At 41.4% G+C, this 19,284-nt stretch carries 19 protein-coding genes; 10 read left to right on the top strand and 9 right to left on the bottom strand.

The features are described from left to right. Window positions 1–341 precede the first annotated feature (341 nt). The 4 genes from I2484_RS05510 to I2484_RS05495 all read right to left on the bottom strand — a co-directional run bounded on the left by I2484_RS05510 (window position 342) and on the right by I2484_RS05495 (window position 4,911). Window positions 342–2,312: an ABC transporter permease gene (locus I2484_RS05510; protein ID WP_207150032.1), complete on the bottom strand. Its 1,971-nt coding sequence runs from the start codon at window positions 2,310–2,312 to the stop codon at window positions 342–344. After that, the gene (locus tag I2484_RS05505) at window positions 2,299–3,087 is read right to left on the bottom strand and encodes an ABC transporter ATP-binding protein (protein ID WP_207150031.1); all 789 of its coding nucleotides are present in this window, start codon (window positions 3,085–3,087) and stop codon (window positions 2,299–2,301) included. The genes I2484_RS05510 and I2484_RS05505 overlap by 14 nt, the downstream gene beginning before the upstream one ends. Window positions 3,088–3,189: 102 nt before the next feature. After that, window positions 3,190–4,212: a sensor histidine kinase gene (locus I2484_RS05500; RefSeq protein WP_255551115.1), complete on the bottom strand. Its 1,023-nt coding sequence runs from the start codon at window positions 4,210–4,212 to the stop codon at window positions 3,190–3,192. A 15-nt stretch (window positions 4,213–4,227) separates the two neighbouring features. Then, window positions 4,228–4,911: a response regulator transcription factor gene (locus I2484_RS05495; RefSeq protein ID WP_275956874.1), complete on the bottom strand. Its 684-nt coding sequence runs from the start codon at window positions 4,909–4,911 to the stop codon at window positions 4,228–4,230. Window positions 4,912–5,158: 247 nt separating this feature from the next. On the opposite strand from I2484_RS05495, the gene I2484_RS05490 reads away from it, so the two are divergent. The 8 genes from I2484_RS05490 (at window position 5,159) to I2484_RS05455 (ending at window position 12,974) form a co-directional block, all read left to right on the top strand. Next, window positions 5,159–6,289 carry a betaine/proline/choline family ABC transporter ATP-binding protein gene (locus tag I2484_RS05490; RefSeq protein ID WP_207150030.1) on the top strand — a complete coding sequence of 377 codons (1,131 nt, stop codon included), beginning with the start codon at window positions 5,159–5,161 and terminating at the stop codon, window positions 6,287–6,289. After that, window positions 6,286–6,939 (top strand): ABC transporter permease, encoded by a 654-nt coding sequence (locus I2484_RS05485; RefSeq protein ID WP_207150029.1) that lies wholly within the window; start codon window positions 6,286–6,288, stop codon window positions 6,937–6,939. The genes I2484_RS05490 and I2484_RS05485 overlap by 4 nt, the downstream gene beginning before the upstream one ends. A gap of 2 nt (window positions 6,940–6,941) precedes the next feature. Next, window positions 6,942–7,832, top strand: a complete 891-nt coding sequence (locus tag I2484_RS05480; protein ID WP_207150028.1) for a glycine betaine ABC transporter substrate-binding protein — start codon at window positions 6,942–6,944, stop codon at window positions 7,830–7,832. 174 nt (window positions 7,833–8,006) lie between these two features. Next, complete coding sequence (locus I2484_RS05475) at window positions 8,007–8,912, top strand: hypothetical protein (RefSeq protein ID WP_207150027.1); 906 nt, start codon at window positions 8,007–8,009, stop codon at window positions 8,910–8,912. A gap of 24 nt (window positions 8,913–8,936) precedes the next feature. Then, window positions 8,937–9,566: a DUF4129 domain-containing protein gene (locus tag I2484_RS05470; protein WP_207150026.1), complete on the top strand. Its 630-nt coding sequence runs from the start codon at window positions 8,937–8,939 to the stop codon at window positions 9,564–9,566. Between the two features lie 36 nt (window positions 9,567–9,602). Further along, complete coding sequence (locus tag I2484_RS05465; protein WP_255551112.1) at window positions 9,603–10,736, top strand: DUF4350 domain-containing protein; 1,134 nt, start codon at window positions 9,603–9,605, stop codon at window positions 10,734–10,736. After that, window positions 10,733–11,662 carry an AAA family ATPase gene (locus tag I2484_RS05460; RefSeq protein WP_207150025.1) on the top strand — a complete coding sequence of 310 codons (930 nt, stop codon included), beginning with the start codon at window positions 10,733–10,735 and terminating at the stop codon, window positions 11,660–11,662. The genes I2484_RS05465 and I2484_RS05460 overlap by 4 nt, the downstream gene beginning before the upstream one ends. Continuing rightward, entirely contained in the window at window positions 11,613–12,974 is a 1,362-nt protein-coding gene (locus I2484_RS05455; protein WP_207150024.1) for a DUF58 domain-containing protein, read from the top strand. The genes I2484_RS05460 and I2484_RS05455 overlap by 50 nt, the downstream gene beginning before the upstream one ends. On the opposite strand, the gene I2484_RS05450 is transcribed toward I2484_RS05455, so the two are convergent. Beyond that, window positions 12,967–13,932 (bottom strand): stage II sporulation protein M, encoded by a 966-nt coding sequence (locus tag I2484_RS05450; protein ID WP_207150023.1) that lies wholly within the window; start codon window positions 13,930–13,932, stop codon window positions 12,967–12,969. The two genes, I2484_RS05455 and I2484_RS05450, sit on opposite strands and share 8 nt — an antisense overlap. A gap of 170 nt (window positions 13,933–14,102) precedes the next feature. Between I2484_RS05450 and I2484_RS05445 the strand changes: the two genes are divergently transcribed. Beyond that, complete coding sequence (locus I2484_RS05445; RefSeq protein WP_207150022.1) at window positions 14,103–14,906, top strand: RDD family protein; 804 nt, start codon at window positions 14,103–14,105, stop codon at window positions 14,904–14,906. 71 nt (window positions 14,907–14,977) lie between these two features. Then, window positions 14,978–15,712 carry an MBL fold metallo-hydrolase gene (locus tag I2484_RS05440; RefSeq protein ID WP_207150021.1) on the top strand — a complete coding sequence of 245 codons (735 nt, stop codon included), beginning with the start codon at window positions 14,978–14,980 and terminating at the stop codon, window positions 15,710–15,712. Window positions 15,713–15,761: 49 nt separating this feature from the next. Here I2484_RS05440 and I2484_RS05435 read toward each other — a convergent pair whose 3' ends face one another. The 4 genes from I2484_RS05435 to I2484_RS05420 all read right to left on the bottom strand — a co-directional run bounded on the left by I2484_RS05435 (window position 15,762) and on the right by I2484_RS05420 (window position 19,190). Then, window positions 15,762–16,310, bottom strand: coding sequence for a PepSY domain-containing protein (locus tag I2484_RS05435; protein WP_207150020.1), 549 nt, complete (start codon window positions 16,308–16,310; stop codon window positions 15,762–15,764). Window positions 16,311–16,397: 87 nt separating this feature from the next. After that, window positions 16,398–17,093: a PepSY domain-containing protein gene (locus I2484_RS05430; RefSeq protein WP_207150019.1), complete on the bottom strand. Its 696-nt coding sequence runs from the start codon at window positions 17,091–17,093 to the stop codon at window positions 16,398–16,400. A gap of 56 nt (window positions 17,094–17,149) precedes the next feature. Beyond that, window positions 17,150–18,493, bottom strand: coding sequence for a HAMP domain-containing sensor histidine kinase (locus I2484_RS05425; protein ID WP_207150018.1), 1,344 nt, complete (start codon window positions 18,491–18,493; stop codon window positions 17,150–17,152). Beyond that, a complete protein-coding gene (locus tag I2484_RS05420) occupies window positions 18,483–19,190 on the bottom strand; it encodes a response regulator transcription factor (protein ID WP_207150017.1) in 708 nt (235 codons plus the stop codon). The genes I2484_RS05425 and I2484_RS05420 overlap by 11 nt, the downstream gene beginning before the upstream one ends. Between the last annotated feature and the right edge of the window lie 94 nt (window positions 19,191–19,284).

Below are 19,284 nucleotides of genomic sequence, written 5' to 3'. Positions count from 1 at the left end.
GCAGAGTATCTGTTTTTTTGAACTCTAAGTTTTTCTAACCTATCAAACCTCTCCTACTTCTTAATCCAATCTTATATATGTTGAACTAATGATTCTATATAATCTCCAGCGCAGGCGCCTCATAGGGGTAGCCGAAGCAATAAGGCTGACAGCGGTTTTCTGTCTGGCTTATTGCGGGAGGCATCCCCAAGCGCCAAGCGTTGTTGAGAGGATTCTCTATGTCAACATTTATAGTCATTGGAACGTATCACTAACCACAAAGTATTCCACTTTCCTCCAACACAAACCTTTACAAATATTAAAAAACCACCTGAGTATGTCAAACTCCGATGGTTTTTCGATTATAAAGCAGCTTTCACAGTTTTTCGATAGTAACCAACCGTCAAGAAAGCGAACACAAGGTAAATCAACGCATAAATGCCCATTGCAATCGAAGCAGGCACAGTTATATCAGACATGAAGAGGAATGACGCAGCTTTAATAGCGAACACAGAATGCAACAGGCCAATCAAAAGTGGCAAACCAAAGACGAATGCCTGCTTGCGGATAATGCCGCGCATGATGTCTTTCACTGTAAAACCGAGTTGACGCAGCGTTGTGTAGCTTTGTTTTTCCTGTTCCGCCTCAGTCATCTGTTTGAAGTACAAAATACTGCCTGTTGAAATTAAGAACACTAACCCTAAAAATCCGGCGATAAAGATGAGAAGTCCATTGACTTGCATGGATTTTACATACGTCAAATAATAATCGGTGCCGTATGACGACTCGGTGTCTTGATTTGAGTTGCGGATAGTAGATGCAATGGCAAGTTGGTCTTTGTCTGCTATATTAAAAACTCGGACATTCCTTACTATACTCTCTGGGGTCATCTCTACTATTTTTTCTGGTTTCATCGTTCTTTTATACTTTTCAAAATCGGCATCACTCACTACAAGTTGAGACCCCCAAACTGCGTTCACAACGTCCCCTTCACCATACTTCACAGCGGTAAATACGCTTTCTGTTTCACCGCTTGTAATATACATCTTAAATGGTATCTTTATATCTTTTGCCATAGCCATCATGGAAGCGTTATGAAAAATGACAGATCCATCTTTTGGCGTTTCAACTTCGAGACCTGCTTTTTGTAATTGCTTAGCATTTACAAAATAGGCATTAAAAATTTCTTCTCTCATATCAAAAATAGCAGGGAAAATACCTTTTTCATGAGTTCCTTCCACTCCGAGTAATTCGATTGTCCCTGTTGTATAATCAATTCCATTTTCTTCCAATTCAACCTCAAAGTCCACTGCCGATATTTCGTTGTCTGAAAGCGACGTTGCCACCCCCTCTTCAAACGCAAAATCGAACGGAATCATGTAGCGCGTTTCTTTTTCCGTTGAATAATAAAGCGAGTAGGAACCTGCAAGCATCGCTAATGTCATTGCAGATAAAACTGTAATAATCGTGAGCGAGTTCGCATTCCCTTTTAGACGGTGCATGAGCGAGGCAAGTGACAAACTATTGGAGAGTCCTAAATGTCCTTGCTTGCTCTTTCTTACTTGATAGAACACCCAACTGATTGTCACGCGGAATAGAAGATAGGTTCCTAATATCGTTGAGAATAAAACGCCAAGCATATTAAAGAATAACAATTCGTTCAACATATGTGCCGATAACCAATAACCAAAGACAATCAATCCAATACCAAGTAAAGCAAGTATTGCTGATAACCCACTTTTCGGCTTCTTCGGCTGTTCCCCTTGTTTGTCTGCATTGAATAGGCTAAGCAACGTATTACGATACACTTTAAACACCATTTGAATTGATGTAAGAGCAATGATAACCACGAATACAAGTGCTGTCTGTAAAACGGCCCCCATCGAAAACGATAACTCTACAATGTCATTAAAGCCGACCAATTTCATAAGTATCAATAAAAACACTCTAGATAAAAGCATCCCGACACCGATTCCGATAACGAGCGCTCCGGCTCCAAGAAGTGTGTTTTCAATAAAAAGGAGCCGTGCAACTGCCCCTTTCGTTAATCCAATCAATTGATACAGTCCAATTTCACTACTTCTTCTCCGAAGGAAAATCGAATTGGCGTAAATAACGAATATGCCAGCAATGAAAAGAACCAATATCCCCGCCACCTTAAATGCGGAATCCATCTTCATGGAGCTACTTGCCTGCTCAATAACTGCAGAATCATATTGCAACGTCGCGAATACAAAGTAAAGGACAACACTGAAAATCAGTGCAAAGAAATACAAATAATAATGCTTGAGATTCTTCCGCATACTGCGGATTACAAGATCAAATAGTGTCAATGCTGTCACCCCCGAGAACGCCTTGAACTTTCAGGATTTCCTGGAAGAAGGCTTGTCTCGTTTTATCGCCACGGTACAATTCCGAGTAAATGGTGCCATCTTTCAAAAAGACAACGCGGCTGCAATAGCTCGAAGCAAGTGGGTCATGCGTCACCATCATAATTGTGACATCCCGCTTTTTATTGACATCCTCTAATGTGCCTAATAGGGAAGATGCTGACTTTGAATCGAGAGCCCCTGTTGGCTCGTCTGCAAATACCATGGAGGGTCTATTAATAAGAGCACGTGCAGCAGATGTCCGCTGTTTTTGACCACCTGAAATTTCGTGCGGGTATTTGTGTGCGAGGTCTTTAATGCCAAGGATGTCTGCGATTGCCCTGAACTCTGCTTCCGCTTCTTTTTTATTCATCTTACCAAGTGAAACAGGCAGCAAGATATTTTCTTTCACAGTCAATGTATCCAATAAATTATAGTCTTGAAAAATGAAACCTAATTTTTCACGACGAAACGCGGATAGTTCCCGATCTTTCATCTTCGAAATATCGGAATTACCGATGAGGATAGACCCCTCTGTCGTACGGTCAATTGTCGCAAGAACGTTGAGCAATGTTGTCTTTCCTGCTCCCGAAGAGCCCATAATGCCGACAAATTCACCTTCATTGACACGAAGTTCGATGCCTTTTAGTACTTGTTGGACATTGCTGCGTGATCCATAGGACTTTCGAATATTCTGCGCATGCAGAACTGTTTTTTTTATTGTATGTGTTTCATTCATCTGAAATGGCCTCCCTGTTTGCTATGTCCCTATCTTATCCCGCTTAGTTCCTTGGGTCGTTTGATTTGCATGACAAACAGGTCATCCAACGTTACATAAACGTCACGTTAGTACGGAGTCGAATTCATTCTCAGTCATGAATGTCAGTCGCATCGTCGTTCCTTGCCCCGCTTCAGATTGTGCAGTAAGTGTGATGCCGATCTTGACAGCAACGGTTTGTGCGAGGTAAAGCCCTAGACCTGTTGCTGCATTATGTAGCCTTCCTGTACCACCAGTGAATCCTTTATCGAATAACCGAGGCAGGTCATGCGATGGAATACCAGGTCCTTCGTCTCTTATGGATAGAACCACATTGCCACTTTCTACAACGTTTGTTGTGATCCAAATTGTTCCGCCTGACGGACTATACTTCACTGCATTCGTCAATACTTGACGGATTATGAACCGACACCATTTACTATCCGTTACAACTTCAATCGCTTCATCTTCAAATTCAATAGCCATATTTTTTTGCCTGCACCACGATGCAAGCTCGCGCACTTCCGCAGCTACAAGCTGGTGGATGCCGTTTTTCCCGACAACATAATCCGATTCCAAAGAAGGCAAACGGGAAATGTATAACTGCTGGTCGATGAGCAAATGAACTCGTAGCCACTCCGTTTCGATTTTCCGCAATGCCGGTTCACTTCGATTGGCTTCAATCACCAATTTCATGGCAGTCAGAGGTGCTTTCACTTCATGTACCCAAGCCGCCGTATAATCACTTTCAATCACGCTAGTTGCTTTTAAATCGTACAGTCTTTTCTTATAATCATCCGCAACTTGCCGCAACATCTTAGTCGTCATTGTGTCACGTATTGATAACGGCTCCGGCAGCGCTTCTTGCCAATCTTCTTCAATTACTCCATTGAGTGGGATTAATGCTTTCATAAACTTCATTTCTTTGAAATAGCGCCATATGAAAAAAATGAGGAACACACTCAGCAGTAAAACGTTAAAATACATAACAGCTGAAAATTCCGCATCGATTCCAGCGTCCAGCCAAATCACTATATCTGCAAACCCAAGTGCCGCTATAAAAAAGAATATCCAACTTTTCATATCCAATAAATAACTTATAAACAAACAAACACCCCCTTCCTAAAGTGTAGTCGCCATATAGCCCAGTCCTTTTTTCGTGACAATTGCTTCACCAAGGCCCAGTTCGGTAAGCTTTTGACGGAGGCGCGTAACGTTCACCGTCAATGTATTATCGTTAACAAAACGTTCATCATCCCATAACTTACGGATTAACTCATCGCGTGAGACTATCTCATCATTAGATTGAACAAGCACAGCTAATATGAAAAATTCGTTTTTCGTCAATTCGACATCATTGCCATCTAAACGGATGACACCGCGCTTCATGTCAATCATCGCTCCATTCCATTCGAGTACATCCGGAGCCTCTTCACCGTATGCGTATGTCCGTCTTAAGAGTGCCTGAATTTTTGCAAGCAGTACATCTGAATGGAATGGTTTCTGAACATAATCATCTGCTCCCATATTCATCGCCATAACCATATCCATCGGGTGATCCCGCGATGATAAAAAGATAATAGGTACCTTCGAAATTGTGCGAATTTCTCGGCACCAATGAAACCCGTCATAGGAAGGCAACTGAATATCCATAATAACGAGATGCGGTTTTTCATTAATAAAGTCGACCATGACATCATGAAAATCATTCGGTCCAGTTACATTAAAAGACCATTGCCCCAGTCGCTCTTTTAGTGAATCAAAAATTGCTTTATCGTCCTCTACGACGAAAATTGTCATATCCATTGCCGATTCACTTCCCTTCTATTATCCATTCTAAAGCAGCATACAACTAACAGGCAATTTAGACACTTCAGGAGATGAACACCCCTAATTCCTGCAAATTCAATCTAAATGTGGTATACTTATTGAGAGAGACTTCGCACCTGAACAGCCAGGATGCAAATACGTCTTCTTTTTTATTAACTACGAATTATTTTTTAATCTATTATTTTAAAATAAATTCGTTGTGAAAAAACAATAGGAGGTACACATGCTTAAATTTGAAAATGTAAGCAAAGTGTTTGATGGCGGATTCCAAGCAGTAAAATCTGTCAGTTTCGATATTCCAGCAGGTGAATTACTCGTCCTCATTGGACCAAGTGGTTCAGGGAAATCGACAACAATGAAAATGATTAACCGGATGGAGCCCCACACAAGTGGCAAAATCACTATTAACGGCAAGGATACCAACTCCTACAATGCCGCTGAGTTACGCCGAAATATCGGATATGTCATTCAGCAAATCGGACTTTTCCCCCACTATACTATCGAAAAAAACATCGCAATTGTACCACAGCTTAAAGGTTGGAACGACAAAAAGATTAAAGCCCGCGTCAATGAACTTCTTGAATTAGTCGGTCTGGATCCTGAGGTTTATGCAGGTCGTTATCCAAAAGAACTATCAGGCGGTCAGCAGCAGCGTATTGGTATTGCAAGAGCGCTAGCAGCAGATCCAGATGTAATCTTAATGGATGAGCCGTTCAGCGCACTTGATCCACTTACACGCGAACAGCTTCAAAACGAATTACTTTCATTGCACAAAAAGTTAAAAAAGACGATTGTCTTCGTAACACATGATATGGATGAAGCGCTAAAAATGGGCGATCGCATTGCCATCATGAAAGACGGAAAACTACTACAGTTGGACACCCCAGAGAAATTACTTCACGATCCAGCCCACGGCTTTGTAGAAGAGTTCATAGGTAAACATCGGATTATCCAAAATCCAGGACTCATGCCAGTTGTCGACATAATGTCAGAATCGGTTTACACTGCCCTTACCCAATGGTCGCCAGAGAAGGCCCTTTCGTTTATTCGCAAGCGAAAAATTACGAACCTTATTGTGGTTGATGATGACAAGATATTAATTGGAGTCGTGTCCGCATATGACGTTATAAAAAAATTAGATGACATTAAAACAATTGAGGAAATCATGCAGACCCGGGAACCATTCCTTTATGATACCGCAACGGCTAAAGATGCCATTGTCATGATGGGTGAAGCACCTTACGGCATAATCCCGATTGTCGATATAACACAAAAATTAGTTGGCGTCGTTACACGAGGTTCACTGTTATCCGCCATGTCCAGTCAGTGGACAGAAATGGAGGATATCCAATGAATAACTTAAATATTTGGCAACAACTCGTTGAACAAACACAAATGCGGTGGAAAGAAGTGCTTGAAGCGACATCCGTCCATATTCAACTCGTCTTCTTCTCAATGCTTATCGCCATCGTTCTCGGTATTTTTCTAGGTATTTTGATTACGCGCGTTCCGAAACTCACGACAATCGTACTTGGCGGCGCAGGCGTCATGCAGACAATTCCAAGTCTTGCTTTGCTTGGTTTCATGATACCGATTTTCGGAATCGGTGTGAAAACAGCAATTGCTGCGTTATTCCTTTATTCATTGCTACCGATAATTCGCAATACCTACACAGGTATTAAAGACGTCGATAAAGCTACCACTGAAGCAGCAAAAGGGATGGGTATGACAAGCATGCAAATCCTGTTAAAAGTGGAACTCCCTCTTGCGATTCCTGTTATTATGGCCGGAATACGTACAGCTGCCGTTATTAATGTCGGTACAGCAACACTTGCAGCCTTCATTGGAGCGGGTGGACTCGGTGATTTCATCTTCCTCGGTATCACACGCGGAATTGATGGCCTGATCTTACTTGGGGCAATCCCGGCGGCAATCTTAGCGATTATCCTGGAAACGCTCTTCGGTGGAATTGAACGTTGGACGACACCGAAAGGATTGAAGTAACAATGAAAAATAAATTCAAATTAGTGATTTCATCAATACTTGTTGCAAGCCTGCTGTCAGGATGTATTTTCATCGAAAAAGATTCCCTGACTCTCGGTTCTCGTAACAATACGGAAAGCATCATATTGTCACACGTCATGGGCCAATTGATTGAAAACAAAACTGATATTGACGTCATTTACAAAGAAAACCTTGGTGGGTCCAGCGTCGTATGGAAAGCCATGTTGGACGGTCTTATCGACGTTATACCCGACTATACAGGGACAATCGTCCTTACCTATTATCATGAAGAACCCGGGACGGCGGACGAAACATTAGCCGCGACGAAACGGCTCGTCGATAAGGATGGCATGATTGCTTTCAACACATTTGGTTTCAACAATACGTATACACTTGCAGTGGACGAACCAATAGCAGAAGAACTCGGCCTAGTGACATTTAGTGACTTTGCTAAAGTTTCGGAGGACTTCATATTAGGTGCGGTATTCGAATTCATCGACCGGCCGGATGGATTACCTGGATTCCAAAAAGCATATGATCTTGACTTCAAAGAAGTTAAAGGGATGGACCATGGTATTATGTACCGTTCCATTAACGCTGGTGAAGTTGACGTTATTAACTCGTATACGACGGACGGACAGTTACAAATGTACGACCTGCGCGTACTGGAAGATGACCAATCTTTCTTCCCACCGTACCATGCACTCCCGCTTGTAAGGAAAGAAGCACTGAAAGAGTATCCTGAAATTGAAGAATTACTCAAAATGCTTGAAGGCACGATTAACGAAGATACGATGCAGAAAATGAATGCAAAAGTCGACAATGAAGGCCAGATGGTTGAAAAAGTCGCAGAAGAATTCCTTATTGAAGCAGGGTTAATTGAAAAGAAATAAAACACTGGGTTTGAACATGCAGTCGGAAATAAGCGCCTTTAACGGTGCTTATTTTTTTTGCTTAAAAGCTGAGACTAAACGCGCCTTTCTAAATGTTTCTCCTATTCAATGAAACATCGGCTAGCTAAATAGTGTTAGACTAGTAAATATGAGAATTTTAAGGAGATGACTAGAATGAATGAAAGACTTAATAAGCCAAAAGGATTTGGTGAAATCCTTGACCTGACGTTTAGTTTGAGTAAAAACAAGTTTCGGGACTTGTTCTTTATTTCTCTAATTTTTATGGGTCCAATTTATTTGGTTCAAGCATTGATTAGTCTAGCTTCAGGAGTCGGCTTTTTCAGAGAACTTGGAGCTGGTGAAGCTTGGTATGAAAAAATAATTTCAAGCTTCGAGGGAGCGGAATCCACAGGTCTAGGCTCAGATCTTGGAACTGCTCTTGTAGGAATTACTAGTTTCTTCTTATTTCCAGTCGCTTCAGCAGCCACTTTATTAGTCGTTAATCGGATAAGAAAAAATGAAACGTACACCATTGGTTCTGTCATTAAACAAGCTTTTTCACGATACGGCCCAATTATTGGTAGTAGCATCTTATTTTCTTTGATAATATTTGGCTTGATCTTGATTCCTGTGTTTATTTTAGTGTTTTCACTAATAAGCTCCCTTGCCACTTCTGCAACTGTTGGAATTGTTTTAGGGATTATCCTATTCCTAGCACTTGCTATCGGTGTTGCCTACCTGTTAACTCGTTGGAGCTTTTATCTCGGATCTGCAGTACTCGGTGAAGGTTCACCAGGTTTCACAAGAAGTTGGAGACTAACTCGTAAGCGTGGGTGGCCATTAATAGGCCTCTATATTATTTTTTCTTTAATTATTGGCGTCATTAGTATCACAATTGAATTAACTTTCGGTATATTCCTAGGAAGTAGTGTGCTGCTTTCGATGATTGTATCCCTGGCGAGTATATTTACGACAATGATTTTCTCTGTTGGCTATGCAGTGATGTACCTAGATTTAAAAGTAAGGCATGATGCAGACGATTTAAAAGAAATGATTGATGATTATAACGTGGTTCAATAATGAAACAATCGAAGGTGATAATCTATGGATAATGTAGATGACGCAAGAGATGAACTCGAAAAGATTTTAAACGAAACTGAGTATACGACTTATAGTGATCAGCCCAGTAGTCTATTTTCGATTTGGTTGGAAAAAGCTAAAAACTGGATTGCAGATCAATTGGACCAGTTGTTTCCCGCAATCAAAACAACTGGAATATTGGCTGGACCGATTTTGACGATTGTTATTGTTATGATTCTTCTATTAATGGGAACAGTACTATTTTTTGTTGTACGTAATCGTAGTTCTAAAAGGAAGTTCCGTGAGACATCTCCGCTTCAGTCAACAAAGGAAATTGATTGGTCGTATCAAATGCATGTAACCGAAGCTATGAAACAGGAGGGCTTGGAAAAGCTCTCTTCAGCTACTCGTCATCTATTTTTAGCTTTGCTTCTTTATTTCCATGAAAAAGAATGGCTAGAAGCGAGAATTTGGAAAACCAACTGGGAGTATTATGAAGAGTTAAAGAAAGTAAATCAACAATCAGCAAATCAATTTCAACATCTCTCCTACTTTTTCGATGAAGCTACATATGGAGAGCGAGAAGTACAGAAAGAGGACTACGTTCAGTTTCAGAAGGAAGTCATGAAATACCTAGGTGGAACGGATGAATAAACAAAGTGGTCAGGAGAAAGGAGGAAGGAAGATAGATTGCAGAACCCAATAGCAAATAAAAAAGTATGGGCATGGCTAGTAATTATTTTGACTGTGCTGATGTTTTCACGCTATGTCTTAGTCCAAGGAAACCCAAAAGAGTTTCCAGTGTATGCTTCTGACTCCCCTTCTCCTACAGGTGTGAAGGCACTTTATACATATGTACTGAATCATAAGGATGTCGTCAAAATATGGTCCGATCCCCCAAGCCAATTACCAATCAATTCAGAAAACCAACTACTCGTTATGGTCGAACCATACTTTACACCTAACAGTGCGGAATTAGACAGCTACACCCGCTATATGGAAGCAGGAAATACAATCCTTTTGTTTAAAGAAAATCCGAAAGGGATGTTTGGATTAGAAGCAGAACTCATGGAAACTGACTCAGTAGATGTGTTTGATCCAGCAGGTGCTAATTATCGTACTAATACTGAAGTAACTAGCCAAGTTAGGCTTCTAGAAAATGCTCAAGATGAAATCTTACTGTCTGATGACGCAGGCACTATCGCATTAAAGCGAGTAGTTGGCGAGGGTCATTTGATTGTAGCTAATTCACCAAGATGGATTACGAACGGAGAAATAGTTACTGAAGATCATATTGCGCTCGTTTTAACACTTCTAAATGACGAGGATAGCAAAATCATTTTGTTTGATGAATACATACATGATGTAAAGAATGCCACGACCATTTTGACCATCTATCCGCGGTGGTTTTTATTGTTAATGATTCAAGGGGCCCTTTTGGCTATTCTTTGGCTGTGGCACCATGGTAAGCGATTCGGTCCAGTTTTCATTGCAAGAGAAGAAACAGTTCGCTTCAGTGATGAAGGAATAAAAGCATTGGCTGCCTGGTATATTAGAGGGCATCGTTATCATGATTCGTTAGTTATTCAAGCTACTTATGTTTTGAATTTGCTGCAAGAACATTGGAGAATTCCCTCTCATCAAGAATGGCGGGATCTCACTACGCAGTTCGAACGAAAGTGGCCACATTTGCAACAGGGTGAAATTCACTCCCTACTAAATGGTTTGGCTGATTTGTTAGAAAAGAGCAAAGTGAGCAAGCAGGAATACTTGTTATGGTCTAAAAGACTAGAGCAAATCAGGAAAGAGGTTGAAGAAGGATGAGAGCACAAGTTTTAACTTTATTGGAAAAATATGAAGAACGCATTTTAGGTCAAAACACCAATCTCAGGCTTTTATTATCGGCCGTTTTATCCGGTGGACATGTCCTACTCGAAGGAGTTCCGGGTACTGGGAAAACACAGATGGTGAGAACACTCGCTGATCTTCTTGGGGGAAGCTTTCGTCGAATTCAGTTTACGCCGGACTTACTCCCAAGTGATATTACCGGAAGTATGATCTACAACATGAAAGAAGGAACGTTTGAAACGCTAAAAGGACCTGTATTTACCAATATCCTTTTGGCAGATGAAATTAACCGGACACCAGCAAAAACGCAAGCAGCACTTTTAGAAGCGATGGAAGAACAGCAAGTAACCATTCAAGGAAATACGTTTCCATTACCAGATATATTTTTTGTTGTCGCGACACAAAATCCGATTGAATTTGAAGGAACGTATCCCCTGCCTGAAGCCCAACAAGATCGTTTTTTATTTAAGCTGAAAATTGATTTCCCTTCATTTGCGGAAGAAAAAAGTGTGCTTAAACAAGTACTCGAAAAAAGTTTTGACACAAGCCTTGTTACTCCCGTGCTAGATATGGAGGCATTTTTGACAATCAGAAAAGAAATTCAACGTGTGACGATTGGGGATGGCGTGCTAGATTACATTATGCAGATTGTCAGAAAGACACGGGAAACGGAGTCAATCCGTTTTGGGGCGAGTACGAGAGCAGCAATTTCGATTGGAAAGGCATGTCAAGCATGGGCTTACTTAGCAGGCCGAGACTATGTGACGCCAGATGATATTAAAATAGTAGCGAAACCTTCATTAAGGCATCGGATTCAATTAGCGCCACATGTAGAAATGGAGGGAGCGGCCGTTGACCAAATCATTGAAGAACTTGTGGGCTCGGTTCCTGTTCCAAGGTAGGGGGATTTTACCGACGAAACGATTACTCAGTACGCACCTAATTTTTTCGTTGCTTGTCATTGTACTTGGAAGCCTACTCGATCTTACTTGGTCCTTAATCATTACCCTAAACGCCAGTGTTATTTTGGTAAGTTTACTAGATTTAATTTATTCACCACAGAAAGATCAACTGAGCTTTCGGCGTACAATCACTAAAGAGCTAGAGCGGAATCTTAGCTATACGGTAGAGATTGAAGTAAGTAATACATCCGAACATGATCTTAGCTTTTTTCTAGTGGATGCTATTCCTCAGTCATTTAAGCGGCCTTTTCCTCTCCGTGGGAAGGCTCCGAGGGCATCCACAAGTCTAGTTACATACGAAACAAATGCACCCGTTAGAGGATTGTATGAAATTGACCGGCTTTACTTTCGTTATACAAGTCGTTTTGGTTTGTGGGCAAAGCAACAGACGGTTGAATTAGTCGATTCTGTAAAAGTAATTCCCGATTTAACAGAGACAAAACACTATTTAGGGAACGCCCAGCGTTTTTTATTATATGAAGGCTCCAAAATTCGCAAGCAACAACGTGGTGTAGGAGATTTCGCCCAAATTAGAAACTACGTTGTCGGTGATGATCCACGGATGATCAACTGGCGACAAACAGCGAAGCTACAGGAAGTGATGACAAACGAATATGAACCTGAGCACGGAAAGTATGTAACGATTTTAATCGACTGTGGGCGAATGATGGGCTCGGAACTGGCGATAGGAAATCGCCTTGAGAAAGCGCTGGAAGCCGCATTAACAGTGACTGCAGCGGCTTTAAAAAAAGGAGATTATGTCTCTATAGTCGCATTTTCGAAAGAAGTGAAAGCATTTGTACCACCCGCAAAAGGCATGACACATTTACAGACAATTCTCCAGGCAATTTACAATCTTAAAGTCGATACGGCAGAGTCAAATTATGCGGCGGTGCTCACTTATTTGGAAACGATGCAAAAGAAACGAAGCTTGCTACTCTTATTTAGTGATGTACGCACATTTCTTCATGAGGAAAGTGCGCTAGTATACTTACAGCGACTTAGACAACGGCATTTGTTTTTGATGATCGGAATTGAAGATGTGGCGATATTGAAGAAAGTCAATGAGGAGCCTGTAGACGTTCGAAGTGCGATGGAGAAAAGCATTGCCCAGCAGCAAGTCTTAATCAAGAAAAAAGAGAAGTTAAAATGGGAAAAGCAAGGCCTCCAAATGATTGAGGCCCGTGAGGACAAACTTGCAGTAGTGGCGGTCTCCCATTATATCGATATCATGAATCGAAATCTTATATAAGCTGTCTTTTGGCTAGTAATACCCTGCCAATCACTATATATAGAATTAAGCCAAATACGGTTATGCATGCAACGATATACTTCGCCGCCAAGGGAATCGCTGCTGGGGTGATGAAGCCTTCGATCAATCCAGCAATCACAAATAAAGGAATCGTTCCTATTAATAGTTGGACAGAACGTTGCGCCTGTATCTTTAATTGATAGCCCCTGGAAAATTGTCCTGGAACAAAGAGCTTGTAGCCCATTAATAGACCAGCACCACCTGCGATGAAAATGGCTGTAAGCTCAATCATTCCATGGGGTACGATATATGCCCAAAACTCATATGATTTTCCATGATGAAAGAACAAGCCAGCGAGAGCACCCACTAAGATACCATTATAAATGAGTACATAGACTGTTAATAAGCCAAATGTGATTCCACCAGCAAAGGCCAAAATTCCTACCTGGATATTATTTGTCATAATACTGGCGGACATCATCGAAGAATTAACCTGACCATCAGCGCTACCCAACTGTTCAGGATTCACACCTTGTGCTATTTGTGCAGGTAAGATCGCATGTAACGTTTGCGGATCATTGACAACCGCGAAAAAGCTTCCTACCCCACCTAGCGTAAATAACAGCATTGCAACAATGATAAACTTCCATTGCTCCATAAATAAACGAATAAATGTGGTGCTTAAAAAACGCCCAATTTGTTTCATACTTGAAATTTGGTCTTTATATAAGAGATTATGCGATTTCGAAACGAGTCCATTTAAGTAAAGTGTTACTTCTTCCTCAGGAAAATATGTTTGTGAGTAAGATAGATTCTGACTTACTTTTTGATAGAACCTGTAAAATTGATCAATTGTGGCACCCGTCATTCCGGATTTCCTTTTATGAACGGTTGATACTAGATCTTCAAGCTGATTCCAATCATCACGATGCAACTTTACAAATTGCTTTATATTCATCTAGTCACCTTCTTGTTTTTTATTGGTTCAAGGGGTTTCCAAAATGTCTCGACTTAGCTTGCCTTCGAGTTTTCTAGATAGTATGCCAATGTATATAAATACAAGTATAGCAGATGAATTTGAAAAACTTGTAATAAAATGAAAACTCCACTAGAAATGAGGAAAACATTGTGAAACAAGAGCAAGTAGGAATTAAAACGCCGGAATTCGTATCTCTTCAATTTCAGCTCGCGGGTCTTGGTAGTAGAGCCACAGCGTTTATAATCGACCAACTTATTCTATTCGTCGTGAATGTGTTAATCATTATTTCACTTATTATCCTTTTTACTGGCGAGTTAGATCTATTAGCTTATGCAGGAACGGACTCCCTTCTAGTTGGACTTACAATCGTTGGTCTCTTTATTATTAACTCGGGGTATTTTATCGTCCTTGAATACTTTTCAGGCGGGAAAACGATCGGAAAGCGAATCATCGGGATTCGAGCCATTCAGGAAAACGGTCATAGTCTGACACTTTTATCTAGCTTCATTCGTAACTTTCTTCGGATTGTTGATAGCTTACCGGCAGGTTACTTTCTGGGCATCATGATGATTTTCTTCCATCCAACACATAAAAGAATTGGGGACCTTGTAGCTGGCACAATCGTCGTTCATGAGAGAAAAGCGAAACGAAAGAAGAAGCTTTCACCGATTGAAAAAGAACTCATAGAGAGGGGCCTAGCGAAAGACGATTTCACCATTGATGAGTGGTCTTTGCAATCAATCAGCCAGAAAGATTGGAACCTCATTAATACCTATAGTAATCGTCTCATGCAGTTGCCAACAAACGAAAGATCTGAACTCACCCTACAAATGGCTGGATTATTATTCCCTAAATTAGGATTAGAAATAGCAGGAAAAAGCCACCTTGATTTAGAAAACACTTTGCTTGTCCTATACTTGATCTTGAAAGAGGAATGGGCATACGAATTGTGACCAGCTTCATGGGTGAATAAAGTGTGATCACCGCCTAAATAGGGTTTATTAACAAAGAGGAGGATTGTCCAATGAAAATAACACCAATCGGTATCTGGGGTGGATACCCGAAACCAAATAGCGCCACATCGTCTTTTTTGATCGAACACGATGACTTTCATTGCCTCATTGATTGCGGCAGTGGCGTACTTTCCTCATTGCAAAACTATTTACCTTTAGATAAACTGAACGCCGTTGTCATAAGTCATTATCATGCAGACCATATTGCCGATGTCGGAAGTCTACAATTCAGCAGGATCATTAATTTCTATCTAGGTGATCAAGCTCCCCCATTACCGATTTATGGACATACTAAGGATCAAGAGAATTTCGAGAAACTTTCGTACAAAGATCAGACTGTGGGCATTGCTATTTCAGAAGATGATATCGTTCAAATAGGTCCATTTAAAGTGAGCTTTTGCCGGACGGTACATCCCGTCTATTGCCTGGCAATGAAATTTTGCGTTGGCGACCATTCCGTCGTGCTCACCGCAGATACAGAATGGCGAGATGAACTGATTGATTTCGCACAAGGGGCAGATTTATTAATTAGCGAGGCGAATTTGTATGAAGAACACGTTGGAAAAGCACCAGGTCATATGGGCGGAAGCGAAGCTGGAAGACTGGCAAAATTGGCGGGAGTAAAACAACTTGTGTTAACTCACTTGCCATTGCACGGAAATATCGAGGAAATTATTGATGCAGCTGTCGTCATTTATGATGGACCTACTGAACTTGCCAAAGTTGGGAAAGTATACGAAATTTAAATCATTTTTCTCCATAAAAATAGGGCTGTTCAGGAACAGCCCCGTGTCTTCAATCGTCATCGCGTTCTTTTTCAAACTTAAGAACCTCACCTGAAATTGCATCAATATCGAAATCGTAGTCATATTTTCCATCTCGAATTTCGATTTCATAGATTACACGACCATTATCTTCATCCAATTCAACTTCTGTTACTGTACCTTTTGCTTGTTTCATTGCAATTTTGATAGCAGCTTTTTCTGTTATAAATTTACCATTGGGATCGATGACTTTATCGTCTGAATCGTCGCTATCAAGAACATCATTGTCATTATCTTTTTCTGTGCGTAATATTTCCCCTGTTTTCGCATCGATATCGAGGTCATATTCAAAACCGCCAGATTTAATCTCAATTTCATAGGTAGCACCTGATTTTTCGCGGTCCAATTCGATTTTCGTCACATCTCCATTTACTGACTTTAAAGCAATTGCCTCCGCTTCCTCCATTGTCAATAAACCTTTTTGCGTCGCCGCGAAACTCTGTCCTGCGCTCCCAGCCATTGCAACCCCACCTATTACAAGCACGCCAGCTAATGCCGGAATCATCATCCATTTCTTCATCTTGTATCTCCTCCTTTTGTTATTACCTTCATATTACTCGGCGAACATGAGAGGACATTGTGAGGAGTATTAGAATTTGATGAGAGATTAGTCATCCCAAGTGACTGACATTATTTTTCCTGAAATCGCATGAATTTGGAAAGTACCTTCCCGCTCATCAGCTGCTTCGATTTCGATTAGGTAGTAGCCTCCATCGTTCGATTTTACATAAGAAAAGTCATCTACTTCACCTTTTAGTTGAGCTTGTGCAATTGCAATCGCCTGTTCCTTGGTAATAAGCGCATTTTCCCCTGTTGTTTCCTTCACGGTTTCATCGATTATTTTCCCAGTGATGGCGTCGACTGTCACTTTTGAAAACTTCGGGTCTTTCGACAACTTCACCTCGTAAATCGGGTCTTCGCTACCTGTATTCAATGAAATCAGTTCCGTTTCACCGCTATATTTCCCCGCTAGAATCTCCCTCACCTTAGATTCAGTAAGTACATTTGGAATCTCTTCCTTCAATTCACCAGTCTGAGAAAGCGACAAAACACTCCCCGTCACTGCATCGACTTCAGCCGAATAAACCGCTTCACCTCGAGTCATTTCTGCTTGATAGACACCGTTCGTTATTAAGATTCGGTCAACGGTTCCACCGTACATGTTTTCGAGCTGAGTTCGAATAACATCAACCGCTATCGGTTCCTGTTTGTTGATCAAACTTCCTATATAAAATCCGCCCGCCGTTAGAAGTACTAAGGTTAACAGGGATGGAATAAACCATGGCTTTTTCAAAAAATGCATACTCCTCGCCTCCTTTCGATCATCATACGATTCCAACATTAAAAATCGGTGAGAATCTATTTTTTCGGCATGATGATCCGGAAGGTGGTTCCCACACCTACGCTACTTTCAAGTTTCAATTCTGCCCCAAGACCATCTGCAAGTTCTTTAGCAATTGCCAACCCAAGTCCAGTTCCGCCTGTTTTGCGGTTTCTGTCTTCATGAACTCGGTAGAATCGGTCAAAAATGTGCGGCAAGGCCTCTTCGGGGATACCGTTTCCATAGTCAGTAACGGCAATAGTAATAGTAGTTTCATTTCCTGAAATAGTTGTTTTAATTTCTCGTTCGCTATACTTCCGTGCATTATCGAGGAGAATGAATACTAGTTGCCTAAGCTTTTCAGCATCTGTCACCGCAACCACAGAACCGTTCCCTTCTAGGATGAAATCTCTTGCGTGTGCTTGGCGCATTGGCTGTAAGGTCTTTTCAACCAATGAATTGATAGCCGTTTCCTCAAAGTCAAATGCTACATGTTCCTGATTTCTTGCAAGGTGGAGCATTTGTTCAATCATATCCTTCATGCGAACGGACTCACTAAGAATTGCCCCGACTGCCTCCTCCGCAACTGAAAGGTCATCAAATCCGCGTCTCGATAGGAGCCGCGCATAGCTTTCTATAACAGTTAGCGGCGTTTTTAATTCGTGCGAGGCGTTGGAAACGAACTGTTCTTGTTTTTTAAAATTGCTCTCAAGTTGCCCCATCATATCGTTGAACTCATGACCCATCTGAGCCATTTCGTCTTTCCCTTCGGCTGGGACCTCAATCTTCTCATACGTTCCCGTTTTCCGGCTTTGTGACATCGTTTTAATGAGATTGTCGATTGGGTGGATTACGATGCGACCAAGCGCAACGCTTGAAATCGTTATGGGAATCATCGCAATAAGGGTCACTCCGAAGAGGATAAGCTTGAGCAAGCTCAAATTGTGTTTTACATCACTAAGCAGTTGGATTATTTGCAGTTCAACCACTTTTCCATCTGTCCAAATGACTGGCTCGCGCATCGTGAGTATCGGTGTGTTGTCAAATTCACCGATTGAATAGCGTTCCCCTGGTTTTATAAAAGGATTGTACTTTTTAATTCCTTCTGCCGATTCAACCGCTACTTTCACTTTACCTGTAGTATCTATAATCCGAACGGCTCCGTTTGGCGGTATATATGCACGTAATACGGTTGCTGGATCATTCTGAACAGTCATCTTACTTAAAGAAGAGGTGAGCTCTTCGGCTTGCGTACGTAACTGATTGTATTCTGTGTCATAGGCGATCTTTTCGAAAAGAAAATATATTCCAATGTTCGTCAGTGCGAGGATAACGAGCATGAGTAGTGTTGAGAAAAAGTGAATCTTTGTTTTAAGCTTCATTAACCTGCTCCTTTAAAACATAACCAACACCCCGTATCGTTTGGATAAGCGTGCTTTTTTCCCCTTGTTCGATTTTCTTCCGAACATATCGGATGTACACATCCACAACGTTTGTATCACCGTAATAATCGAATCCCCAAACGGCATCGAGCAACTGTTCACGTGACAACACTTGGTTTGGGTGTTTCAGCAAATGAAGTAAAAGGTCGTACTCCCGCGGTGTTAATTCAATGGAACGGCCATTTCTTGTCACATCACGCGTTTGTTCGTGAAGCGACAATCCAGCGAACTCGAGAAGGTATTCGTCCTTTGTTTCTACAGGCTCCGCAGGCTTCGAGAATCTAAGCGCCGATCGAATCCTTGCAAGTAATTCATCGATTTCAAAAGGTTTCGTCACATAATCGTTCGCCCCGAGGTCAAGCCCCGCCACCTTATCTTCAACGTCGCTTTTCGCTGTCAATAAAATGACAGGCGTGTCTGCCTCTGTTGCTCGAATCCGTCGTAATACGTCTAACCCATTCAAACCGGGTAACATAAGATCTAACAGAACAAGATCCCACTGTTGTTCACGATATTTAATAAGCCCATCTGGCCCTGTGTGTGCAATACCCGTTCCATATCCCTCAAACTCCAGCTCGAGCTGAAGGACACGTGCGATACTTTCTTCGTCTTCGATGATTAAGATCTGCTCATTCATACCAATGCACCTACCACTTTTTCTTTCATCTTAACAGATTAAGACAAAAAATAGAGACCTTCATTATTTCCGAAGGTCTCCACTTTCCAGTCAT

This window comes from Sporosarcina sp. E16_8, assembly GCF_017347095.1.
GTDB lineage: Bacteria > Bacillota > Bacilli > Bacillales_A > Planococcaceae > Sporosarcina.
This window is presented reverse-complemented; position numbering and strand designations above follow the sequence as displayed.

Excerpts from the sequence above, each read along its gene's own strand:
- I2484_RS05435 (WP_207150020.1), bottom strand. The coding sequence starts at position 16,310 with ATGAAGAAATGGATGATGATTCCGGCATTAGCTGGCGTGCTTGTAATA.
- I2484_RS05450 (WP_207150023.1), bottom strand. The coding sequence starts at position 13,932 with ATGAATATAAAGCAATTTGTAAAGTTGCATCGTGATGATTGGAATCAG.
- I2484_RS05505 (WP_207150031.1), bottom strand. The coding sequence starts at position 3,087 with ATGAATGAAACACATACAATAAAAAAAACAGTTCTGCATGCGCAGAAT.
- I2484_RS05430 (WP_207150019.1), bottom strand. The coding sequence starts at position 17,093 with ATGCATTTTTTGAAAAAGCCATGGTTTATTCCATCCCTGTTAACCTTA.
- I2484_RS05420 (WP_207150017.1), bottom strand. The coding sequence starts at position 19,190 with ATGAATGAGCAGATCTTAATCATCGAAGACGAAGAAAGTATCGCACGT.
- I2484_RS05480 (WP_207150028.1), top strand. The coding sequence starts at position 6,942 with ATGAAAAATAAATTCAAATTAGTGATTTCATCAATACTTGTTGCAAGC.
- I2484_RS05460 (WP_207150025.1), top strand. The coding sequence starts at position 10,733 with ATGAGAGCACAAGTTTTAACTTTATTGGAAAAATATGAAGAACGCATT.
- I2484_RS05475 (WP_207150027.1), top strand. The coding sequence starts at position 8,007 with ATGAATGAAAGACTTAATAAGCCAAAAGGATTTGGTGAAATCCTTGAC.
- I2484_RS05495 (WP_275956874.1), bottom strand. The coding sequence starts at position 4,911 with ATGGATATGACAATTTTCGTCGTAGAGGACGATAAAGCAATTTTTGAT.
- I2484_RS05470 (WP_207150026.1), top strand. The coding sequence starts at position 8,937 with ATGGATAATGTAGATGACGCAAGAGATGAACTCGAAAAGATTTTAAAC.
- I2484_RS05490 (WP_207150030.1), top strand. The coding sequence starts at position 5,159 with ATGCTTAAATTTGAAAATGTAAGCAAAGTGTTTGATGGCGGATTCCAA.
- I2484_RS05425 (WP_207150018.1), bottom strand. The coding sequence starts at position 18,493 with ATGAAGCTTAAAACAAAGATTCACTTTTTCTCAACACTACTCATGCTC.
- I2484_RS05440 (WP_207150021.1), top strand. The coding sequence starts at position 14,978 with ATGAAAATAACACCAATCGGTATCTGGGGTGGATACCCGAAACCAAAT.
- I2484_RS05485 (WP_207150029.1), top strand. The coding sequence starts at position 6,286 with ATGAATAACTTAAATATTTGGCAACAACTCGTTGAACAAACACAAATG.